Here is a 19,063-nt window from a genome sequence, read left to right as displayed (position 1 = left end):
ACCGACCCGGCAGGGTGAACGAGCGCGAGGCCGCCCCGGCAGGATGCCGGGGCGGCCTCGCGGATGCGTAGGGGGCCGGGGGCCACGCGTCAGCCGATGCGGTGCATCCAGCCGTGGTCGTCGGCGGTCACTCCGCGCTGGATGTCCAGCAGCGCCTCGCGCAGCTTCAACGTGACCTTGCCCGGCTCGCCGCCGGACTGGTGCCATTCGGCGCCCGCCCGCTTGACCGTGCCGACCGGGGTGATCACCGCGGCGGTGCCGCAGGCGAAGACCTCGGTGAGCGTGCCGTCGGCGGAGTCGTTCTGCCACTGGTCGATGGAGACCCGCCCCTCCTCCGACGCGTAGCCCAGGTCGCGGGCGACGGAGAGCAGCGAGTCGCGGGTGACGCCGGCGAGCAGCGAGCCGGTCAGCTTCGGGGTGACGATTTTGTCGCCGTAGACGAAGTAGAGGTTCATCCCGCCGAGCTCCTCGACCCAGGTGTGCTCCACCGCGTCGAGGTAGGCGACCTGGTCGCAGCCGCGGGCCGCGGCCTCGGCCTGGGCGAGCAGCGACGCGGCGTAGTTGCCGCCGGTCTTGGCGTCACCCATACCGCCGGGGACGGCCCGCACCCGGTCCTCGGAGAGCCAGATGGAGACCGGCTTGACGCCGCCGGGGAAGTACGCGCCGGCGGGCGAGGCGATGACGACGAAGAGGTACTCGCTGGCGGGCTTGACGCCCAGCCCCACCTCGGTGGCGATCATGAACGGGCGGAGGTACAGCGACTCCTCGCCGCCGTGCGCGGGCACCCAGTCCTTGTCCTGCTGGACCAGCAGGTCGCAGGCTTCGATGAAGGTCTCGACCGGCAACTCCGGCATGGCCAGCCGGCGGGCGGACGCCTGGAAGCGCCGGGCGTTGGCGTCCGGGCGGAAGGTCGCGACGCTGCCGTCGGGCTGGCGGTACGCCTTCAGCCCCTCGAAGATCTCCTGCGCGTAGTGCAGGACGTTGGTCGCCGGGTCGAGGGAGAGCGGCCCGTACGGCACGAGCTGCCCGTCGTGCCAGCCGCGGCCCTCGGTCCACTTGATCGTCACCATGTGGTCGGTGAAGTGGCGGCCGAAGCCGGGGGCGGCCAGGATCTGCTCCCGCTCCGCCGCGGGCAGCGGGTGCGAGGAGGGCTTGAGCTCGATCGTCGGCGTCGTCATGTATGCATGTCCTTACACTGCGTGGTCCGATACCGGGGTACTCCCGGGGTACTCCCCACCCAGCGTGCGCTGGGGAGGGTCACCGGCCCGGCCCTCCGGCCGGGGGTCGGGGAGGGTCCCCGCTCACGGCACCGGTGCGGTTGGGAGCGGCCGCGCGCACTGTGGGCACTCGGTCGTACCGGTCGTTACTGGGACGTCCAAGTTTCCCGCCGGACGGCGGCCCCTCGTCCGATTATCGCTCGCGGGCGTCCGCCGCTGGAACCGGCGTGCGCGGCCCGCGTCAGATGGTGGCATCCAACCCGTCGGTAGCCCGGACCGGGTCAATGCGGACAGCGCCGGACCGTTGACCGGCCCGGCGCTGGGGTGCTGCTCGTGCGGCGGGCGTCAGCCCGCTACGCGTGCGGCGAGCGCGTCACCGATCTCGTCGGTGGTGCGGGCCGCGCCTCCCCCTTGGCCTGAAGGGCCAGGGAGGTGCCCCCATCGGGCCTCCAGGTCGGCGGCGACCTCGGTCTCGATGCGGGCGGCCTGCTCCTCGTAGCCGAGGTGGCGCAGCAGCAGCGCGACGGAGAGGATCGTGGCGGTCGGGTCGGCCTTGCCGGTGCCCGCGATGTCCGGCGCGGAGCCGTGCACCGGCTCGAACATCGACGGGAAGGCGCCGGTGGGGTTGATGTTCCCGGAGGCGGCCAGGCCGATGCCGCCGGTGACGGCCGCGGCGAGGTCGGTGAGGATGTCGCCGAAGAGGTTGTCGGTGACGATCACGTCGAACCGCTCGGGCTGGGTGACGAAGAAGATCGTCGCCGCGTCGACGTGCAGGTAGTCGGTGGTGACCTCGGGGTACTCCTGGCCGACCTTGTCGAAGATGTTCTTCCACATGTGGCCGGCGTAGACCAGGACGTTGTTCTTGTGGACCAGCGTCAGCTTCTTGCGCGGGCGGGCGTTGGCCCGCTCGTAGGCGTCCCGGACCACCCGCTCCACGCCGTAGGCGGTGTTCACGCTGACCTCGGTGGCGACCTCGGCCGGGGTGCCGGTCCGCAGGCTGCCGCCGTTGCCGGTGTACGGGCCCTCGGTGCCCTCGCGGACGACGACGAAGTCGATGTCGGGGCGGCCGGCCAGCGGGGTCGCGGTGTTCGGGAACAGCTTCGAGGGGCGCAGGTTGACGAAGTGGTCGAAGGCGAAGCGGAGTTTGAGCAGCAGCCCGCGCTCCAGGACGCCGGACGGCACCGTCGGGTCGCCGATCGCGCCGAGCAGGATCGCGTCGTGATCCTTCAGCGCGGCCAGCTCCGCGTCCGGCAGGGTCTCGCCGGTCCGGTGCCAGCGCTTGGCCCCGAGGTCGTACTCCTTGGTTTCCAGCTTGACGTCCTGCGGGAGGACCGCGGTCAGGACCTTCAGGCCCTGCGCCACGACTTCCTGGCCGATACCGTCACCGGGGATCACTGCGAGGCGAATGCTGCGAGACATGCCTGGACCCTACTCTCCGTCCCAATGATTGACACGTGACGTCCGGCATGCGGACGTGGGCGCCTATCGCACCCTCACCGGGCAGCTACGAAGGCCACTTGGCATCCTCCATGCCTTGAAGGGCCGGGATTCCCTCCTAGGGGATTCGGCCGGTTACCCGGCTTACGGGTTCCTGCTTCACAGACCGGCCAGCGCCGAGGTCTCCACAGGCTGAGACGGCCAGCCCGGCCGCCTTAATGTTCTTTGCCGCGTTGATGTCGGCGTGGTCCTGATGCCCGCAGGCACGGCACCGGAAGACCGCTTGGCTATCGCGGTTCTCCGGTGCCGTGTGGCCGCAAGCATGGCAGGACATCGACGTGTACGCGGGATTGACCTTCACCACACGCGTGCCCGTGTACCGGGCCGCGTTGTTGAGGGCGAGTTCCAGGCGGTGCCAACCTTTGTCCAGGATGGCCCGATTCAGGCCGCGTTTCTGCGCGACCTGTCGGCCCGGCTCGGTGAGCGTTCCGGACGCCGAGGCGGACATGTTCTTGATCCGTAGGTCCTCGAGGACCACGAGGGCATTGCCGGCGGTGATGCGGTGCGCGGTGTGGGCGCAGAAGTCGCTGCGCCGGTCGGTGACCCGGTTCGTGATCCGGCCCATGGCAGTGATCGTCTTGCGCCGGTTGGCACTGCCGCGCCGCGATCTGGCGAGCTTCTGCTGAAGCCTGCGGTACCGCACGGCCTCGCCGACCGTAATGAACTGCCGGTCGTGGAACGTGCCATCGCTGGTGACGGCCGCCGTCTTCACGCCCCGGTCGATACCGACGGCCGTGCCGGGCATAGCGTGCTTTTTGGGAGTGACGGCCTGGTCGTCCACAAGGAACGACACGGACCACTGGTCGCCCCTGCGGGACACCGTGGCGGAGCGGATTTCACCGCCGAGGGGACGCGACCAGCGGAAGCGCACCCATCCCAACTTCGGAAGCTTCACCCGGCCCCACTTGCGGCCCAACCGCTCCACTCGGACCTGCTTGGCGTCGGGAAACCGGAACGCGGCGGACCAGCGGGTCTTGGACCGCCACCGCACCTTGAACGTCCCGTGCTCCTGGCAGGCCCGATCCAGGTCCTTCAACGTCTGTTGCAACACATGCGACGGTGCGGCTCGAAGCCATTTGTGTTCGCGCTTGGCGTCGGCCAGCTCGGCGCACTGCGGGGCGTAGTTCATCCACTCCCCGCGCTGCCGGTACTGGCGCCGCTGTTCCAGGCCGGTGTTCCACACCGCCCGGCAGATATCCGCGAACTCCTGACACTGCGCGGCCTGCGCGGCCGTCAGCTCAAGCCGATACATGCGGCCTGTCAGCATGAGAACACCCCCCTTCAAACGATGCGATCAACGTAGTGCACGCCACTGACAACGCAGCGGACTCCGGAGGTGCGCGGCCCCGGTCCAGGGATGGGCCGACTCCGCCCTAAACGACAGGGCTTGCGGTCAAGAGAACCGGTCAAGGACCTGGACCACGTGGACACCTACCACTGGACCAAGGGCCAGGCGAAGGCCAAGGAGACCGTCGAGTGGTCCCGGGTCCGCTACACCGGCTACTCCTTCATCGCCGTCGAGGTCACCCCGGGCGCCCGTCCCCGGATGCAGGTCACCGCCCTCGCCGAGTCCGGTGAGCGCATCGACCACTTCGAGGTCACCCGCTCCCGCCGCCGGAGCTGACCGCCCGCACCACCACGCCAGGGGCGCCCGGGACCACCTCCCGGGCGCCCCTGGCGCATGAGCGGGGTCGGTGTGCTCAGTGACCGGTGGCGCCGCCGTTGTCGCGGCGGTCGAGTGCGCGCTGGAGGGCGGCCGCGGCGTTGCGGCGGTCGGAGTCGTTGGTCTGACGGGAGGAGTGACGGGTCCTGCGGACAGCGGTCTCGGCCATGATGCGCGTCTCCAATGCCAAAGCCCCGAGAACTGAAGGGTTAGGTCGAAGAGGGGTGGGGTGGTACGGGAACGGCCGGGGGGCGGGGGCCACGGCGCCGCAGGGGTCACCTGCGCGGGCGCGCCAGGCCGCATCCGCATTCGCTGGATGCAGCGATACGTTCGGCTCCTACAAAGCTAGGACAGCCCGGCCGTGATGTCTGCACAATTACTTGGGCTTCCTACTATTTGAGACGGCGATCACGCGCGGACCGTCCTGGAAGCGGTCCGGAGGTGCGCACACGTGTCGCGGCGGTCGAGTGCGCGCTGGAGGGCGGCCGCGGCCGGGCGGGTGGGCGTCAGCCCATGTGCGGGTAGCGGTAGTCGGTCGGCGGGACCAGGGTCTCCTTGATGGAGCGGGTGGAGGTCCAGCGCATCAGGTTCTGCTTGGCGCCGGCCTTGTCGTTGGTGCCGGAGGCGCGGCCGCCGCCGAACGGCTGCTGGCCGACCACGGCACCGGTGGGCTTGTCGTTGATGTAGAAGTTGCCGGCCGCGAAGCGCAGCTTCTCGCAGGTGGCGGCGGCCGCGGCGCGGTCCTGGGCGATGACGCAGCCGGTCAGGCCGTATGCCGAGGCGGACTCCATCTGGGTGAGCATGGCGTCGTAGCCGCCCTCGGCCGCGTCGTCGTAGACGTAGACGCCGAGGATGGGGCCGAAGTACTCGTCCTTGAAGATCTCGTTCTCCGGGTCGGTGGAGACCAGGACCGTCGGGCGGACGAAGTAGCCGACGCTGTCGTCGTAGCTGCCGCCGGCCACGACCTCGATGGTCGGGTCGGCCTTGGCGCGGTCGATCGCCGCCTTGTTCTTGGCGAAGGAGCGCTCGTCGATGACCGCGCCCATGAAGTTCGCCAGCTCGGTGACGTCACCCATGGACAGGGCGTCGACCTCGGCGGCGAACTCCTCCTTGAAGCCGGCGTTCCACAGCGACGCCGGGACGTAGGCGCGGGAGGCCGCGGAGCACTTCTGGCCCTGGAACTCGAAGGCGCCGCGGGTCATGGCGGTCTTCAGCACCGCACGGTCGGCCGAGGGGTGGGCGACGATGAAGTCCTTGCCGCCGGTCTCGCCGACCAGCCGCGGGTAGGTCTTGTAGTGCTCGATGTTGGTGCCGACCGTCTTCCAGAGGTACTGGAAGGTCCTGGTCGAGCCGGTGAAGTGGATGCCCGCCAGGTCGGGGTGGGTCAGGGCCACCTCGGAGACGTCCTTGCCGTCGCCGGTGACGAGGTTGATGACGCCGGGCGGCAGGCCGGCCTCCTCCAGCAGGCGCATCAGCAGCACCGCGGCGAAGGTCTGCGTCGGGGACGGCTTCCAGACCACCACGTTGCCCATGAGGGCGGGGGCGGTGGGGAGGTTGCCGGCGATCGCGGTGAAGTTGAAGGGCGTGATCGCGTAGACGAAGCCTTCGAGGGGGCGGTGGTCCGAGCGGTTCCAGACGCCCGGGGAGTTCACCGGCGGCTGCTCGGCGAGGATCTGGCGCGCGAAGTGGACGTTGAAGCGCCAGAAGTCGACCAGCTCGCAGGGGGTGTCGATCTCAGCCTGCTGGGCGGTCTTGGACTGGCCGAGCATGGTGGCGGCGGCCATCGTCTCGCGCCAGGGGCCGGCGAGCAGGTCGGCGGCCTTGAGGATGATCGCGGCGCGGTCGTCGAAGGACATCGCGCGCCAGGCGGGGGCGGCGGCCAGCGCGGCGTCCACCGCGTCCTGGGCGTCCTGCACGGTGGCGTTGGCGTAGGTGCCGAGGCGGGCGGAGTGGTGGTGCGGCTGTACGACGTCGAAGCGCTCGCCGCCGCCCATCCGTCGTGCGCCGCCGATGGTCATCGGCAGCTCGATGGGGTTACCGGCCAGCTCCTTGAGCTTGGCCTCCAGGCGGAAGCGCTCCGGGCTGCCCGGGGCGTAGCTGTGCACCGGCTCGTTCACCGGCACGGGGACCTGGGTCACAGCGTCCATGGTGGCCGTGTCTCCTTACGCTTGCGATCGTCGGTTCGCGATCGTTTCGTTGTCGTACGTCGGTGTACGTCGGTCGTGCCGAGGCCGCTGCCACGGCGGGTGGCCGGCTACGAGTGGCGCCGTCCAGGAGGATCCCCTGTCCAGGATCTACCCAAATGGCACCAAAAGAGAAGGTAAACCCTGTCCCAAATGAGCCGGTCAGCGGGGTGTCCGTGGCGTGCCGCCACGGACACTCCTGGTTCCCTCAGCCGCGGGTGGCCAGGGACCGCAGGAAGAACGTCAGGTTGGCCGGGCGCTCGGCGAGGCGGCGCATGAAGTAGCCGTACCAGTCCGTCCCGTAGGGGATGTAGACCCGCATCCGGTGGCCCTCCTCCACCAGCCGCTGCTGCTCCGCCTCGCGGATGCCGAACAGCATCTGGAACTCGTAGTCGGCGGGCTTGCGGCCGTTGCGGTGCGCCAGCTCCTGGGCGATGGCGACCATCCGCGGGTCGTGGGATCCGACCATCGGGTAGCCCTGCCCGGCCATCAGGATCTTCAGGCAGCGCACGTAGGCCCGGTCGACCTCCTGCTTCTCCTGGAACGCGACCGTCGCGGGCTCCTTGTACGCGCCCTTGACCAGCCGCACCCGGGAGCCTGCCCCGGCCAGTGCCCGGCAGTCGTCCTCGGTGCGGAAGAGGTACGACTGGAGCACCGCGCCCGTCTGGGGGAAGCGCTCGCGCAGCGCACCGAGGATCGCGAGGGTGGAGTCGACCGTGGTGTGGTCCTCCATGTCCAGCGTCACGGTGGTGCCGGCTTCGGCGGCGGCCTCGACCACCGGAGTGACGTTGCGCAGCGCCAGGTCGTGCCCGCCGGGCAGCGCCTGCCCGAAGGCGGAGAGCTTGACCGACATCTCGGCCTTGGCGCCGAGCCCGAGTTCCTTGAGGGCCGCGGCCAGCTGGAGGTAGGCGTCGCGGTTGCGCAGCGCCTCGGCCGGGTCGGTGATGTCCTCGCCGAGGTGGTCGAGGGTGACCTCCAAGCCGCGGGCGGCGAGGTTCCGTACGACCGCCATCGACTCGTCCAGACGCTCGCCCGCGACGAACCGGTCGACCACGGGACGAGTGACCGGAGCGGCCGCGACGACGCGGCGGATGCTGTCGCTGCGCGCGGCGGCGAGAAGCACGGGACCCAGCATGGGGCACCTCCACGTTTCAGGATGACAAATGCCGGGGCGGGCGCCGATCGGGCGGTCGCGGCGGCAAGATGAGCCACCTGAAATTTAAGGATCTCGCCACTTTCCGGCCATCGACAGCTGTCACGCCTTCGTGGCCGGCATCTCAGACAGATGTATGAGAATGGGAGGCAGGTGACGGCAGTGACAGGAGAGGGGTCGGGCGGCGGTGCGCGGCGACTACCAGCAGTTGGTGGACGAGATCTCGGCGGCGCTCGGTGCGCCGGCGACGCTGGAGGACCGGGACTTCGGACTGATCGCGTTCGGCGCGCACGAGAGCGAGGACGACGAGGTCATGGACCCGGTGCGGACCCGCTCGATCCTCCAACGGCGGTCCTCCGCGGCGGTGCGCGCCTGGTTCGAGGCGTTCGGGATCGCCCGCGCCACCTCCCCGCTGCGGATCCCCCCGGACCCGGCGGCCGGGGTCTTCAAAGGCCGAATCTGCCTCCCGGTACGGCACCGCGGGGTGGTACACGGCTACGTGTGGCTGCTGGACGACGGCCATCTGACCGACCTGGAACTGGGCGGCCGCGGCACCCCGCCCGACCCCCGGATCGCCCAGGCCATGGAGACCGCCGCACGGATCGGTGCCCTACTGGCCCACGAGTCCCGTGCCGGCTCCGAACTCGCCGAAGTGCTGCGGGAGTTGCTGACCTCTCAGGGCGCCGGCCGGGCCACCGCGGCGGCCGCACTGCGGGACGCCCTCCGGGACACCCTGCGCTTCACCCCCGGCACGCCGCTCACCTTGGTGGCGGTCCTGCCCTGGGACACCGCCACCACCGACGCGGCTCCGCTGCCCAGCCTGCCGGGTCTGCTCGCGGCCTGCCCGCTGCCCACGGTGGCCACCGACCCCCCGGACCGGCCGGACCACCCGGACCGGCCCGGCCCCGGCGCCGCCGAGCCCGCGTTGGCCGCGCTCGTCCGGCTGCGCCAGACCGGTTCGCTCGCCCCGGCCCAGACGGCCGCCGACCACCTGCTGCGCTCCCCGCGGGCGGCCGGCACCCCGGTCGCGGCCGGCCGGGCGGGGGCCCGCTCCGCCCGGGGAGCCGCCGGGATCGGGCTCGCCACCCGGGAGCTGACCGACCTGCCGACCGCCTGGCAGCAGGCTCTGGACGCGGCCCGCGCGGCCCGCGCCGAGCCCCGACTCGGTCCCGTCGCCGAATGGGACGCGATCGGCGCCTACCGGCTGTTGACCGCCCTCCCGGCCGCCCCGGCCGACCCGGCGGTCGGCCCGCTGCTGGCCCCCACGCACGCCGAACTCGCCCGGACCGCTGAGGCGTTCCTGGACTGCGCGGGCCAGGCCGGCCGCACCGCCCAGCACCTGGGCATCCACCGCCAGACGCTCTACTACCGCCTGGCCCGGGTCGAGAAGTTGACCGGCCTCGACCTGGACGAGGGCGCGGACCGACTCCTCCTCCACATGGCGCTGAAGGCCGCGCGACTCTGAGCGGCGCGCGGCTCAGAGCGGCGCGCGGCTCAGAGCGGCGCGCGCTCCTTCAGACGGCGGGATGCGACCCGGGCCGGGCCCCCTCGGCCTGCCCCGGGGTAGCCCCGCAGATTCCGCCTCGGCCACGTCGACGTAGCGCGCCGGGTCCGGCAACCAGTCGCCGTTGCCCTCGAACGTCAACTGGTGCGCGCCGTCCGGCGTGCCGAACATCGCGGAGGGGGCCGTTGGTCCGGCCGGTGTGGCCCAGCACGGTCACCCCGCGGGACAGGTCGACGGAATCGCCCCCCCGGTCGGCGCGTCGTGGGGCGTGGGACTTGGGACGTGGGTCGCGACCATCCCGGTGAGGACGTAGGTGGCGTTCGGAGAGTTGATCGTTGGGTTGATCGTTGGGTTGATCGTTGGTCGCCGGCGGGTCGCCGCCACCGGATGCCCCGGAGTGCCCCGGGACGCCACCTGTTGTCCACAAAGCCTTTGTCCACAGGACCTGTTGCCGGACGCTACCGGCAAGTAGCGTGTGCGCCGACCGAGGGAACCGACCGCCGGGTCGGCCCGCCGGGCACCGCTGCCTGCTGCCATGTACTGCCGCCCCAGGGGGATTTGATGCACGGGATGAACCGCCGCCAGTTCGTGACGAGAATGTCCGCCGCGGCGGCGGGCGCCGCACTGTGGTCGGCGACCTCCTACGACCAGGCGCTGGCGGTCACCGCGGCGCGGGCCGTGCGGACCAGGGGCACCACGCTGGAGCAGGCCGCCCGCCCGGTCGGCACCGGGGCGTACAAGAGGCTGGTGGCCGGGCCCGGTTGGCCGCTGGTGGTGCGCGGTGACCTGGCCGGCGCCGGCGCGGGGCGGGACGACCGGCGGACCGGGCTCGCCTCGTTCGTGCAGTTCACCGACCTGCATCTGGCGGATGTTGAGTCACCGGTCCGGTTCGAGTACTTGGCCCGGTTCAACGACAGTGCCTACCGCCCGCAGGAGGCGGTGACCGTGCGCGGCGCCTCGTCACTGGTCGAGCGGGTCAACGCGGTGCGCCGGGGCCCGTACACCGACCTGCCGTTCGGCTCGGTGATGGCCACCGGCGACAACACCGACAACCACGAGCAGATCGAACTCGACTGGTACCTGACGGTGATGAGCGGCGGCCGGATCACCCCGAGCAGCGGCGACCCCCGGCGCTACGAAGGCGTGCAGAACTCCGGCAACGCGGCGTACTGGAACCCCGAGTCCGCGCTCCAGGACGCCTACAAGGCCAAGGGGCTGCCGCAGATACCGGGCTTCCTGTCCGGTGCGGCCCGCCCGTTCCGCGCGCCCGGCCTCACCGTCCCCTGGTACACCACGGTCGGCAACCACGACGACAGCATCGAGGGCACCCTGCCCGACCTCGGCCTGCTGGGCGAGTTGTACACCGGCGACCGGAAGTTGGAGGGCTGCGACGACGCCGCCGCGGCCCGGCTCGCGGACGCCCTCAAGCACGACCCGGCGCACGCCGCGGCGCTGCTCGGTTCGCTGCTGGCCGGCGGCGGCACGATCCGCAAGATCACCCCGGACGAGCGGCGCCGCCCGTTCACCCCGGCCGAGTTCGCCAAGGCCCATCTGGACCCGGCGTACACCGGCGCGGGCCCGGTCGGCCACGGCTTCACCTCCGACGCGGCGGCCAGCGGTCACCTCTACTACACCTTCCCGCTCGCCGAAGGCGTCCTGGGCATCAGCCTGGACACCACCAACCGGGCCGGCTGGGCGGACGGTTCGCTGGGCACGGAGCAGCTGCGGTGGCTGGAGTCGGTCCTCCAGTCGCACAGCAGCCGCTGGTACGACGCCGACGGCCGCCCGGTGCGCGGCAGCGGGGGCGATTCCCTGGTCGTCCTCTTCAGCCACCACACCAGCGCCACCATGGGCAATCTGCTGCCCGACCCGTACCGACCCTTCGAGGGCCGGCACGACGGCAAGGCCCTGGTCGCCCTGCTCCAGCGCTACCCGAACGTGGTCGCCTGGGTGAACGGCCACACCCACGAGAACCGCATCACCCCGCACGGCCACGCGGTGCCCGAGCGCGCCTTCTGGGAGATCAACACCGCCTCGCACGTCGACTTCCCGCAGCACGCCCGGATCATCGAGCTGGCCGACAACGGCGACGGCACGCTGTCGCTGTTCACCACCCTCATAGAGTCCGCCGCCCCATACGTCACCGACGTCACCGACACCTCCGACGCCGGACTCGCCGCCCTCTACCGCGAGCTGTCCTACAACGACCCGTACGCCACCCCGGACGCCAAGCTCGGCACGCCCGCCGACCACAACACCGAACTGCTGCTCACCCGCCCCGGGAAGTGAACCGACGGACGCGGGCACCGACCCGCGTCCGCCCCGGCCGGATCCGCCTCAGCCGCGTCCGCCCCGGCTACGCGTCCGCCCCGGCCGGGTCCGGCTGCGGCTGGTCCGGCTGGTCCGGCCGGTCCGGCCGGTCCGGGCCCAGCACCTCGCCCGTCGTCACCCGGCGGAGCGCCTCGGCCAGGTCCGCGCCGGACGGCATCCCGTCCGGCCGGACCAGCGACTGCACCATCAGGCCGGTGAGCAGGGCCTGGTAGAAGGTGCCGACGGTCCGGGCGGCCGCCGGATCCACCTCGGTGTCCGGCACTCCCTCGAAGACCGCGACCAGCCCCTCGCTGCCCTCCGGCAGCACCTCGCCGATCGCCTCCCGCAGCCCCGCGTCACGCGGCAGCAGTCCGAGCACCTCGACCTGCGCGGCGATGAACTCCCGCTCGGTGGCGATGCGGTGCAGCACGGTGTCCCAGGTGGCGGCGAAGCGCTCCAGCGGGCCGGCGCCCTCGGCCGCCTCCTGGCCGGCGGGGGGCGGCGCGGCGATCCCCGAGCCCCACTCCTCGCTGGACGCGATGACCGCCTGGCGCATCAGCGCGTCCTTGGAGCCGTAGTGATAGCCGATGGAGGCGAGGTTGGCTCCGGAGGCGGCCACGATGTCGCGGGCGGTGGTGCGCGCGTACCCCTTCTCCACGAGGCACCGCTTGGCGCCCTCCAGAAGATCTTCGCGGTGTCCCATGCGGGCACCCTACCTCCGGCCATACACCCGTACCAGACAAGCGTCTTACACAGGCGTACCCATTGGCTCCGGCGTGCGGCGCCGCGCCGCCGCACGGCTGGTCCGTCCCGCTCAGCGCTGCCGACCCGTTCCCGACCCGCCGCGCTCGTCTCGGCCACTCCCTCGGTCGTCGTCGGACTCCCGCCCCTTCTCCCGGGCCTCGGCGCCGCCCCCGCGCCGCCCGGTGTCGCCCGCCACGTGCTCCTCGGGCCGCGCGGTCTCGCGGGTGTCCTCGGTGCCGCGGGCGGTCTCCGGTTCCGCGCCGCCGCGGGACATCTCCCTCGGGCGGGTCTCGTCCCTGGTCCGGGCATCGGTCAGCTTGTTGCGTTCGGCGCCGGCCCGGGTGCGGTGCCGCACGGTGGGCTCCGCGGCCGCCCGCCCCCGACCACCGGCCGCACCGCCGCCGGCCGTCCGCCCCGTCGTACCGGTCGTCCCCGTCGTTCCGCTCGCCTCACTCGTACCGGCAGTACCCATGGTCCCGCTCACCCCCGTGGTCCCGCTCGTCCCTGTAACCCCGCTCGTCCCCGTGGTCCCAGGCGGCTCGGTCGGCTCGGTCGGCCCGGTCGGCACCGGCCGGATCAGCCCGTAGTGGCGGTAGAGCCGCTCCTCCTCGGACGGGTCGAGATGGCCGTCGGCGTCGATCTTCGGCGCCTCCTTGATCGTCGCCTTGGTGTGCGGGACGTGCAGTTCGTCGCCGGTCCGCCGGGCTCCGGCCAGCGGCACGAAGCTCTCCTTCATCCCGAACAGCCCGGTCCGCACGGTGATCCACTCGGGCTCGTTGGTGGCGTCGTCCCGGTACACCTGCTGGACGAGACCCACCTTCGCGCCCTCCGCGTCCACCACGTGCAGTCCGGTCAGGCTCTGCGGCGTGCCACCCAGGGGTGCGTTCATGGCGTCCTGCCTCCTTCCGCGCGCACCCGCTCCACGGCACGCGCAGTTCCCATTGCGCGTCGCGAACGTCGCCCCAGCGACTCGGCAGCCCCCGCGGCACCGGGCCCCGTCGGCGCCTCGGCGGCGCTGAGGGGCCGCCCACCACCCGCCCCCACTACGCCATCCGGGTGAATCGTTGACGGATCAGCCACCGCGGACGCCGGGGCCGCACCGCCCGTGGTGCCCGGCCCGAACAGCCACGGGCCCGGCCCCCGCCGAAGCGGGGACCGGGCCCGTTGACCTGCGAGAACCGGTGGCTCAGTGGGTGAGGTTCACCGCGCGCACCGAGGTCGCGCCGATCTCGTCGGAGATCTCCGCCAGCACGTTCGCCGGAATGGTGTCGTCGACCGTGAGCGCGACCAGCGCCTCACCACCGACGTCGGCCCGGGAGACCTGCATCCCGCCGATGTTGATGCCCGCCTCGCCCAGGATCCGGCCGACGGTGCCGACGACACCGGGGCGGTCGGTGTAGCGCAGGAAGGCCATGTGGTCGGCGAGCGCCAGGTCGATGGAGTGGTCACCGACCGCCACGACCTTCTGGACGTTCTTGTTCCCGGCGAGCGTGCCGGAGATCGACACCTCCTCGCCGCCCGCGAGGGTGCCGCGCACGGTCACCACGTTGCGGTGCTCGGGCGACTCGCTGCTGGTCGTCAGCCGCACCTCGACGCCGCGCTCCTGCGCGAACAGCGGGGCGTTGACGTAGGACACCGTCTCGTCCACGACGTCCTCGAACACGCCCTTGAGCGCGGAGAGTTCGAGCACCTTGACGTCGTGCTGGGTGATCTCGCCGTACACCTCGACGTCGAGGCGCAGCGCGACCTCGCCGGCCAGCGCGGTGAAGATCCGGCCCAGCCGCTCGGCCAGCGGCAGCCCGGGCTTGACGTCCTCGGCGATCACACCGCCCTGAACGTTGACCGCGTCCGGCACCAGTTCACCGGCGAGCGCCAGCCGCACCGACTTGGCGACCGAGATACCCGCCTTCTCCTGCGCCTCACCCGTCGAGGCGCCCAGGTGCGGGGTGCACACGACCTGGTCGAACGCGAAGAGCGGCGAGTCGGTGCAGGGCTCGACGGCGTACACGTCGAGGCCCGCGCCGGCCACCCGGCCCTCCTTGAGCGCGCTGGCCAGCGCCTCCTCGTCGACGATCCCACCGCGGGCGGCGTTGACGACGCGGACGCTCGGCTTGACCTTGTGCAGCGCCTCGTCGCCGATCAGGCCGAGGGTCTCGGGGGTCTTGGGGAGGTGGACGGTGATGAAGTCCGACACCTCCAGCAGCTCGTCCAGGGTCAGCAGCTTGACGCCCATCTGCGCGGCGCGGGCCGGCTGCACGTAGGGGTCGTAGGCCACGACCTTCATGCCGAAGGCGGACATCCGCTGGGCGACCAGGACACCGATCCGGCCCAGGCCGACCACACCGAGGGTCTTCTCGCTGAGCTCGACGCCGGTGTACTTGCTGCGCTTCCACTCGCCGTTCTTCAGCGCGGTGTTGGCCTGCGGGATGTTGCGGGCGGTGGCGACCAGCAGACCGCAGGCCAGCTCGGCGGCGGTGACGATGTTGGAGGTCGGGGCGTTGACGACCATCACGCCGGCCTTGGTGGCGGCGGAGACGTCGACGTTGTCCAGGCCCACGCCGGCCCGGGCGACGACCTTCAGCTTCTTGGCGGCGGCGATCGCCTCGGCGTCGATCTTCGTCGCGCTGCGCACGAGAACGGCGTCGACGTCGGCGATGGCGGGCAGCAGCTCGGCGCGGTCGGCGCCGTTGCAGTGCCGGATCTCGAAGTCCGGGCCGAGGGCGTCGACGGTGGCCGGCGACAGTTCCTCGGCGATCAGTACAACGGGTTTACCCGGGTTGGCAGTGCTCACGTGGTCTTCAATCCTCATCTGGTCCGCTGCGGGTGCCTCCCACGCCCTTACGGCAGTGGGGGAGGACGGCCGTCCCGACGGCCGAAGGCGGTGTAGGGGAAAGCCGCGTGGAAGACGCACGACGCTGTGAGCCTGACGCGCTTGTGACGAGCAGTGTAGTGGCGACGCTCCGCGCGGTCTGTGCCGAAGCGTAAGGATCACCCATGCGTGGTTCTACGCGGTGGACAAGGTGGTGCGGCGACGTGCGCGGACGCGGCACCGCCGCATACAGGCAGGGGGCCGCGAGCGGTTTCGCGGCCCCCTGTCCCGGGGCTTACGCCTCGTCGTCCACCCAGCTCATCAGCTTGCGCAGCTTCTTGCCGGTGGTCTCCAGCAGGTGGTCCTCGTCGGCCTTCTTGTACTCGTTGTACTTCGGCAGGCCGGCGTTGTACTCCGCCATCCAGTTGTTGGCGAAGGTGCCGTCCTGGATCTCGGCGAGCACCTTCTTCATCTCGGCCTTGGTGGCGTCGGTGATGATCCGCGGGCCGGTGACGTAGTCGCCCCACTCGGCGGTCTCGGAGACCGACCAGCGCATCTTCTCCAGGCCGCCCTCGTACATGAGGTCCACGATCAGCTTCAGCTCGTGGAGGCACTCGAAGTAGGCGATCTCGGGCTGGTAGCCCGCCTCGACCAGGGTCTCGAAGCCGGCCTTGACCAGCGCCGAGGCGCCACCGCAGAGGACCGCCTGCTCACCGAACAGGTCGGTCTCGGTCTCCTCGGTGAAGGTGGTCTTGATGACGCCGGCGCGGGTGCCGCCGATGCCCTTGGCGTAGGAGAGCGCCAGCTCGAACGCCTTGCCGGAGGCGTCCTGTTCGACGGCCGCGATGCACGGCACGCCGCGACCCTCCTCGTACTGACGACGGACCAGGTGGCCCGGGCCCTTGGGGGCGACCATGCAGACGTCCACGCCGGCCGGGGCCTTGATGAAGCCGAACCGGATGTTCAGGCCGTGCCCGAAGAACAGCGCGTCGCCGTCCTTGAGGTTGTCCTTGATGGACTCCTCGTAGACCTTGGCCTGGATCGGGTCCGGCACCAGGATCATGATGACGTCGGCCTCGGCGGACGCCTCGGCGGGGGTCACCACGCGCAGGCCCTGCTCCTCGGCCTTGGCCTTGGACTTGGAGCCCTCGTGCAGACCGACGCGCACGTCGACGCCCGAGTCGCGCAGGGACAGCGCGTGGGCGTGCCCCTGGCTTCCGTAGCCGATGACCGCCACCTTGCGGTTCTGAATGATGGACAGGTCGGCGTCGTCGTCGTAGAACAGCTCGGCCACTTCGGGTATCTCCTTGGATCTAGCGGGTGCCCACACAGTATGTCGGGCGGGGAAGGGAAGGTCGGGGGGTCTCGCCATACGGTCCGAACGGACCGCGGGAATCAGGCCGTACGGTCCAGTGCGCGCAGCGAGCGGTCGGTGATGGACCGGGCGCCACGGCCTATGGCGATGGTGCCGGACTGCACCAGCTCCTTGATGCCGAACGGCTCCAGCATCCGGAGCATTGCCTCCAGCTTGTCGCTGGACCCGGTGGCCTCGATGGTGACGGCGTCCGGCGAAACGTCCACGGTCTTGGCGCGGAAGAGCTGGACGATCTCGACGATCTGCGAGCGGGTCTCGTTGTCGGCGCGGACCTTCACCAGGACCAGTTCGCGCTGGATGGCCGAGCCGGGCTCCAACTCGACGATCTTCAGGACGTTGACGAGCTTGTTGAGCTGCTTGGTGACCTGCTCCAGCGGCAGCGACTCGACGCTGACCACGATGGTGATGCGGGAGATGTCGGGGTGCTCGGTGACCCCGACCGCCAGCGAGTCGATGTTGAAGCCGCGGCGGGAGAACAGCGCGGCGATCCGGGCGAGGATGCCGGGGGTGTTCTCCACCAGGACGGAGAGCGTGTGCTTGGACATGTCGTCTTCTCTCTTCTTCCGTGCGTCCGTGTCGTCCTGGCTCAGTCGTCTTCGTTGTCGCCGAAGTCGGGACGGACGCCCCGGGCGGCCATGACCTCGTCGTTGGAGGTACCGGCGGCGACCATCGGCCACACCTGGGCGTCCTCGTGGACGATGAAATCGACCACGACCGGGCGGTCGTTGATCGCGTTGGCCTTGGCGATGACCGCGTCCAGCTCCGCCGGGTCCTCACAGCGCAGCGCCACGCAGCCCATGGCCTCGGACAGCTTGACGAAGTCCGGGATGCGGGTGCCCTTGCTCGGCTGCTTGCCGTCCGCCTCGGGGCCGCTGTGCAGCACGGTGTTGGAGTAACGCTGGTTGTAGAAGAGGGTCTGCCACTGGCGGACCATGCCCAGCGCACCGTTGTTGATGATCGCGACCTTGATCGGGATGTTGTTCAGCGCGCAGGTGACCAGTTCCTGATTGGTCATCTGGAAGCAACCGTCACCGTCGATCGCCCAGACCGTACGGTCCGGCTGGCCGGCCTTGGCACCCATCGCGGCGGGCACGGCGTAGCCCATGGTGCCGGCGCCGCCGGAGTTCAGCCAGGTCGCGGGCTGTTCGTAGTCGATGAAGTGGGCGGCCCACATCTGGTGCTGGCCGACGCCCGCGGCGAAGATCGTGTCCGCCGGGGCGAGCTTGCCGATCCGCTGGATGACCTGCTGCGGCGAGAGGCTGCCGTCGTCCGGCAGGTCGTAGCCCAGCGGGTAGGTCTCGCGCCAGCGGTTGAGGTCCTTCCACCAGGCGCTGTAGTCACCCTGGTGGCCGGCCGCGTGCTCGGCCTGGACCGCGACGATCAGGTCGGCGATGACCTCGCGGGCGTCCCCGACGATCGGCACGTCCGCGGCGCGGTTCTTGCCGATCTCCGCCGGGTCGATGTCGGCGTGCACGACCTTGGCGTACGGGGCGAACGAGTCCAGCTTGCCGGTGACCCGGTCGTCGAAGCGGGCGCCGAGCGTGATCAGCAGGTCCGCCTTCTGGAGCGCGGCGACGGCGGTGACCGCACCGTGCATGCCGGGCATGCCGAGGTGCTGCGGGTGGCTGTCGGGGAAGGCGCCCAGCGCCATCAGGGTGGTGGTGACCGGTGCGCCGGTCAGCTCGGCGAGCACCTTGAGCTCGGCGGTGGCGCCGGCCTTCAGGACACCGCCGCCGACGTAGAGCACCGGGCGCTTGGACTCGACGATCAGCCGGGCGGCCTCGCGGATCTGCTTGGCGTGCGGCTTGGTGACCGGGCGGTAGCCGGGCAGGTCGGTGTGCGGCGGCCAGACGAAGGTGGTCTGCGCCTGGAGGGCGTCCTTGGCGATGTCGACCAGGACCGGGCCGGGCCGGCCGGTGGAGGCGACGTGGAACGCCTCGGCGATCGTCTTGGGGATGTCGGCCGGGTCGGTGACCAGCCAGTTGTGCTTGGTGATCGGCATGGTGATGCCGCAGATGTCCGCCTCCTGGAAGGCGTCCGTGCCGATCGACTTGGACGAGACCTGGCCGGTGATCGCGACCAGCGGGACGGAGTCCATGTGCGCGTCGGCGATCGGGGTGACCAGGTTGGTGGCGCCCGGCCCGGACGTCGCCATGCAGACCCCGACCTTGCCGGTGGCCTGGGCGTATCCGGTGGCGGCGTGTCCCGCACCCTGCTCGTGCCGCACCAGCACGTGCCGGACCTTCGAGGAGTCCATCATCGGGTCGTACGCCGGCAGGATCGCACCGCCGGGAATGCCGAACACGGTGTCGGCCCCGACCTCCTCCAGCGAACGAATGAGGGACTGCGCGCCCGTGACGTGCTCGACGATCGCGGGCTGGTGCGATCCGCCGGAGTTACGGGTCCGCGGCTGCGGATGGTGGGCCCCGTTGGCCTGCTCGGTCATCTGCGTCTCTTCTCGAAGCTGAGGGTTTTGACGGGATTTGTGAGGTTGCTGTGCAACAAAAAACCCCTCGTGCCGTGAGGCAAGCGAGGGGAGCGCGTCGGTGTGGTCAGCTGGGTTCGTCAGGGCCCAGCTTCAGCCGACGCGCTTTCCAAGTACGAGAAT

14 protein-coding genes and 1 pseudogene are annotated in these 19,063 nt (G+C 71.0%); 3 read left to right on the top strand and 12 right to left on the bottom strand.

What is annotated here, in order from left to right; translation table 11 throughout:
- Positions 1-89: 89 nt before the first annotated feature.
- The 3 genes from ACO0M4_RS03560 to ACO0M4_RS03550 form a co-directional block, all read right to left on the bottom strand.
- Positions 90-1,178 (bottom strand): branched-chain amino acid aminotransferase, encoded by a 1,089-nt coding sequence (locus ACO0M4_RS03560; protein ID WP_430368145.1) that lies wholly within the window; start codon positions 1,176-1,178, stop codon positions 90-92.
- A 384-nt stretch (positions 1,179-1,562) separates the two neighbouring features.
- A complete protein-coding gene (locus ACO0M4_RS03555; RefSeq protein ID WP_430368144.1) occupies positions 1,563-2,636 on the bottom strand; it encodes a 3-isopropylmalate dehydrogenase in 1,074 nt (357 codons plus the stop codon).
- A gap of 136 nt (positions 2,637-2,772) precedes the next feature.
- Positions 2,773-3,981 (bottom strand): RNA-guided endonuclease InsQ/TnpB family protein, encoded by a 1,209-nt coding sequence (locus ACO0M4_RS03550; protein ID WP_430368143.1) that lies wholly within the window; start codon positions 3,979-3,981, stop codon positions 2,773-2,775.
- Positions 3,982-4,119: 138 nt separating this feature from the next.
- Here ACO0M4_RS03550 and ACO0M4_RS03545 point away from each other — a divergent pair.
- Positions 4,120-4,338: pseudogene (locus ACO0M4_RS03545) on the top strand (phosphoesterase); the annotation flags it as partial.
- A 76-nt stretch (positions 4,339-4,414) separates the two neighbouring features.
- Here ACO0M4_RS03545 and ACO0M4_RS03540 read toward each other — a convergent pair.
- From ACO0M4_RS03540 to ACO0M4_RS03530, 3 genes are all read right to left on the bottom strand, one after another.
- Positions 4,415-4,546 carry a hypothetical protein gene (locus ACO0M4_RS03540; protein ID WP_430368142.1) on the bottom strand — a complete coding sequence of 44 codons (132 nt, stop codon included), beginning with the start codon at positions 4,544-4,546 and terminating at the stop codon, positions 4,415-4,417.
- Positions 4,547-4,883: 337 nt separating this feature from the next.
- Complete coding sequence (gene pruA, locus ACO0M4_RS03535; protein WP_430368141.1) at positions 4,884-6,524, bottom strand: L-glutamate gamma-semialdehyde dehydrogenase; 1,641 nt, start codon at positions 6,522-6,524, stop codon at positions 4,884-4,886.
- Between the two features lie 244 nt (positions 6,525-6,768).
- Positions 6,769-7,695 carry a proline dehydrogenase family protein gene (locus ACO0M4_RS03530; RefSeq protein ID WP_430368140.1) on the bottom strand — a complete coding sequence of 309 codons (927 nt, stop codon included), beginning with the start codon at positions 7,693-7,695 and terminating at the stop codon, positions 6,769-6,771.
- Between the two features lie 205 nt (positions 7,696-7,900).
- Here ACO0M4_RS03530 and ACO0M4_RS03525 point away from each other — a divergent pair, with 205 nt between their 5' ends.
- Complete coding sequence (locus ACO0M4_RS03525) at positions 7,901-9,178, top strand: PucR family transcriptional regulator (protein ID WP_430368139.1); 1,278 nt, start codon at positions 7,901-7,903, stop codon at positions 9,176-9,178.
- A gap of 600 nt (positions 9,179-9,778) precedes the next feature.
- Positions 9,779-11,506, top strand: coding sequence for a TIGR03767 family metallophosphoesterase (locus tag ACO0M4_RS03520; RefSeq protein WP_430368138.1), 1,728 nt, complete (start codon positions 9,779-9,781; stop codon positions 11,504-11,506).
- A gap of 67 nt (positions 11,507-11,573) precedes the next feature.
- Here ACO0M4_RS03520 and ACO0M4_RS03515 read toward each other — a convergent pair whose 3' ends face one another.
- The 6 genes from ACO0M4_RS03515 to ACO0M4_RS03490 all read right to left on the bottom strand — a co-directional run bounded on the left by ACO0M4_RS03515 (position 11,574) and on the right by ACO0M4_RS03490 (position 18,901).
- Complete coding sequence (locus ACO0M4_RS03515) at positions 11,574-12,230, bottom strand: TetR/AcrR family transcriptional regulator (RefSeq protein ID WP_430368137.1); 657 nt, start codon at positions 12,228-12,230, stop codon at positions 11,574-11,576.
- A gap of 111 nt (positions 12,231-12,341) precedes the next feature.
- A complete protein-coding gene (locus ACO0M4_RS03510) occupies positions 12,342-13,160 on the bottom strand; it encodes a PRC-barrel domain-containing protein (RefSeq protein ID WP_430368136.1) in 819 nt (272 codons plus the stop codon).
- Positions 13,161-13,457: 297 nt separating this feature from the next.
- On the bottom strand, positions 13,458-15,080 hold the full coding sequence (serA, locus tag ACO0M4_RS03505; protein ID WP_430368135.1) for a phosphoglycerate dehydrogenase: 1,623 nt from the start codon (positions 15,078-15,080) through the stop codon (positions 13,458-13,460).
- 295 nt (positions 15,081-15,375) lie between these two features.
- On the bottom strand, positions 15,376-16,374 hold the full coding sequence (gene ilvC / locus ACO0M4_RS03500) for a ketol-acid reductoisomerase (protein WP_430368134.1): 999 nt from the start codon (positions 16,372-16,374) through the stop codon (positions 15,376-15,378).
- Between the two features lie 101 nt (positions 16,375-16,475).
- A complete protein-coding gene (ilvN, locus tag ACO0M4_RS03495; RefSeq protein ID WP_016575311.1) occupies positions 16,476-17,000 on the bottom strand; it encodes an acetolactate synthase small subunit in 525 nt (174 codons plus the stop codon).
- A 41-nt stretch (positions 17,001-17,041) separates the two neighbouring features.
- Positions 17,042-18,901: an acetolactate synthase large subunit gene (locus ACO0M4_RS03490; protein WP_430368133.1), complete on the bottom strand. Its 1,860-nt coding sequence runs from the start codon at positions 18,899-18,901 to the stop codon at positions 17,042-17,044.
- Positions 18,902-19,063: the final 162 nt, after the last annotated feature.

Origin of the sequence: Streptomyces sp. RGM 3693 (assembly GCF_050471125.1) — a bacterium.
GTDB lineage: Bacteria > Actinomycetota > Actinomycetes > Streptomycetales > Streptomycetaceae > Streptomyces.
This window is presented reverse-complemented; position numbering and strand designations above follow the sequence as displayed.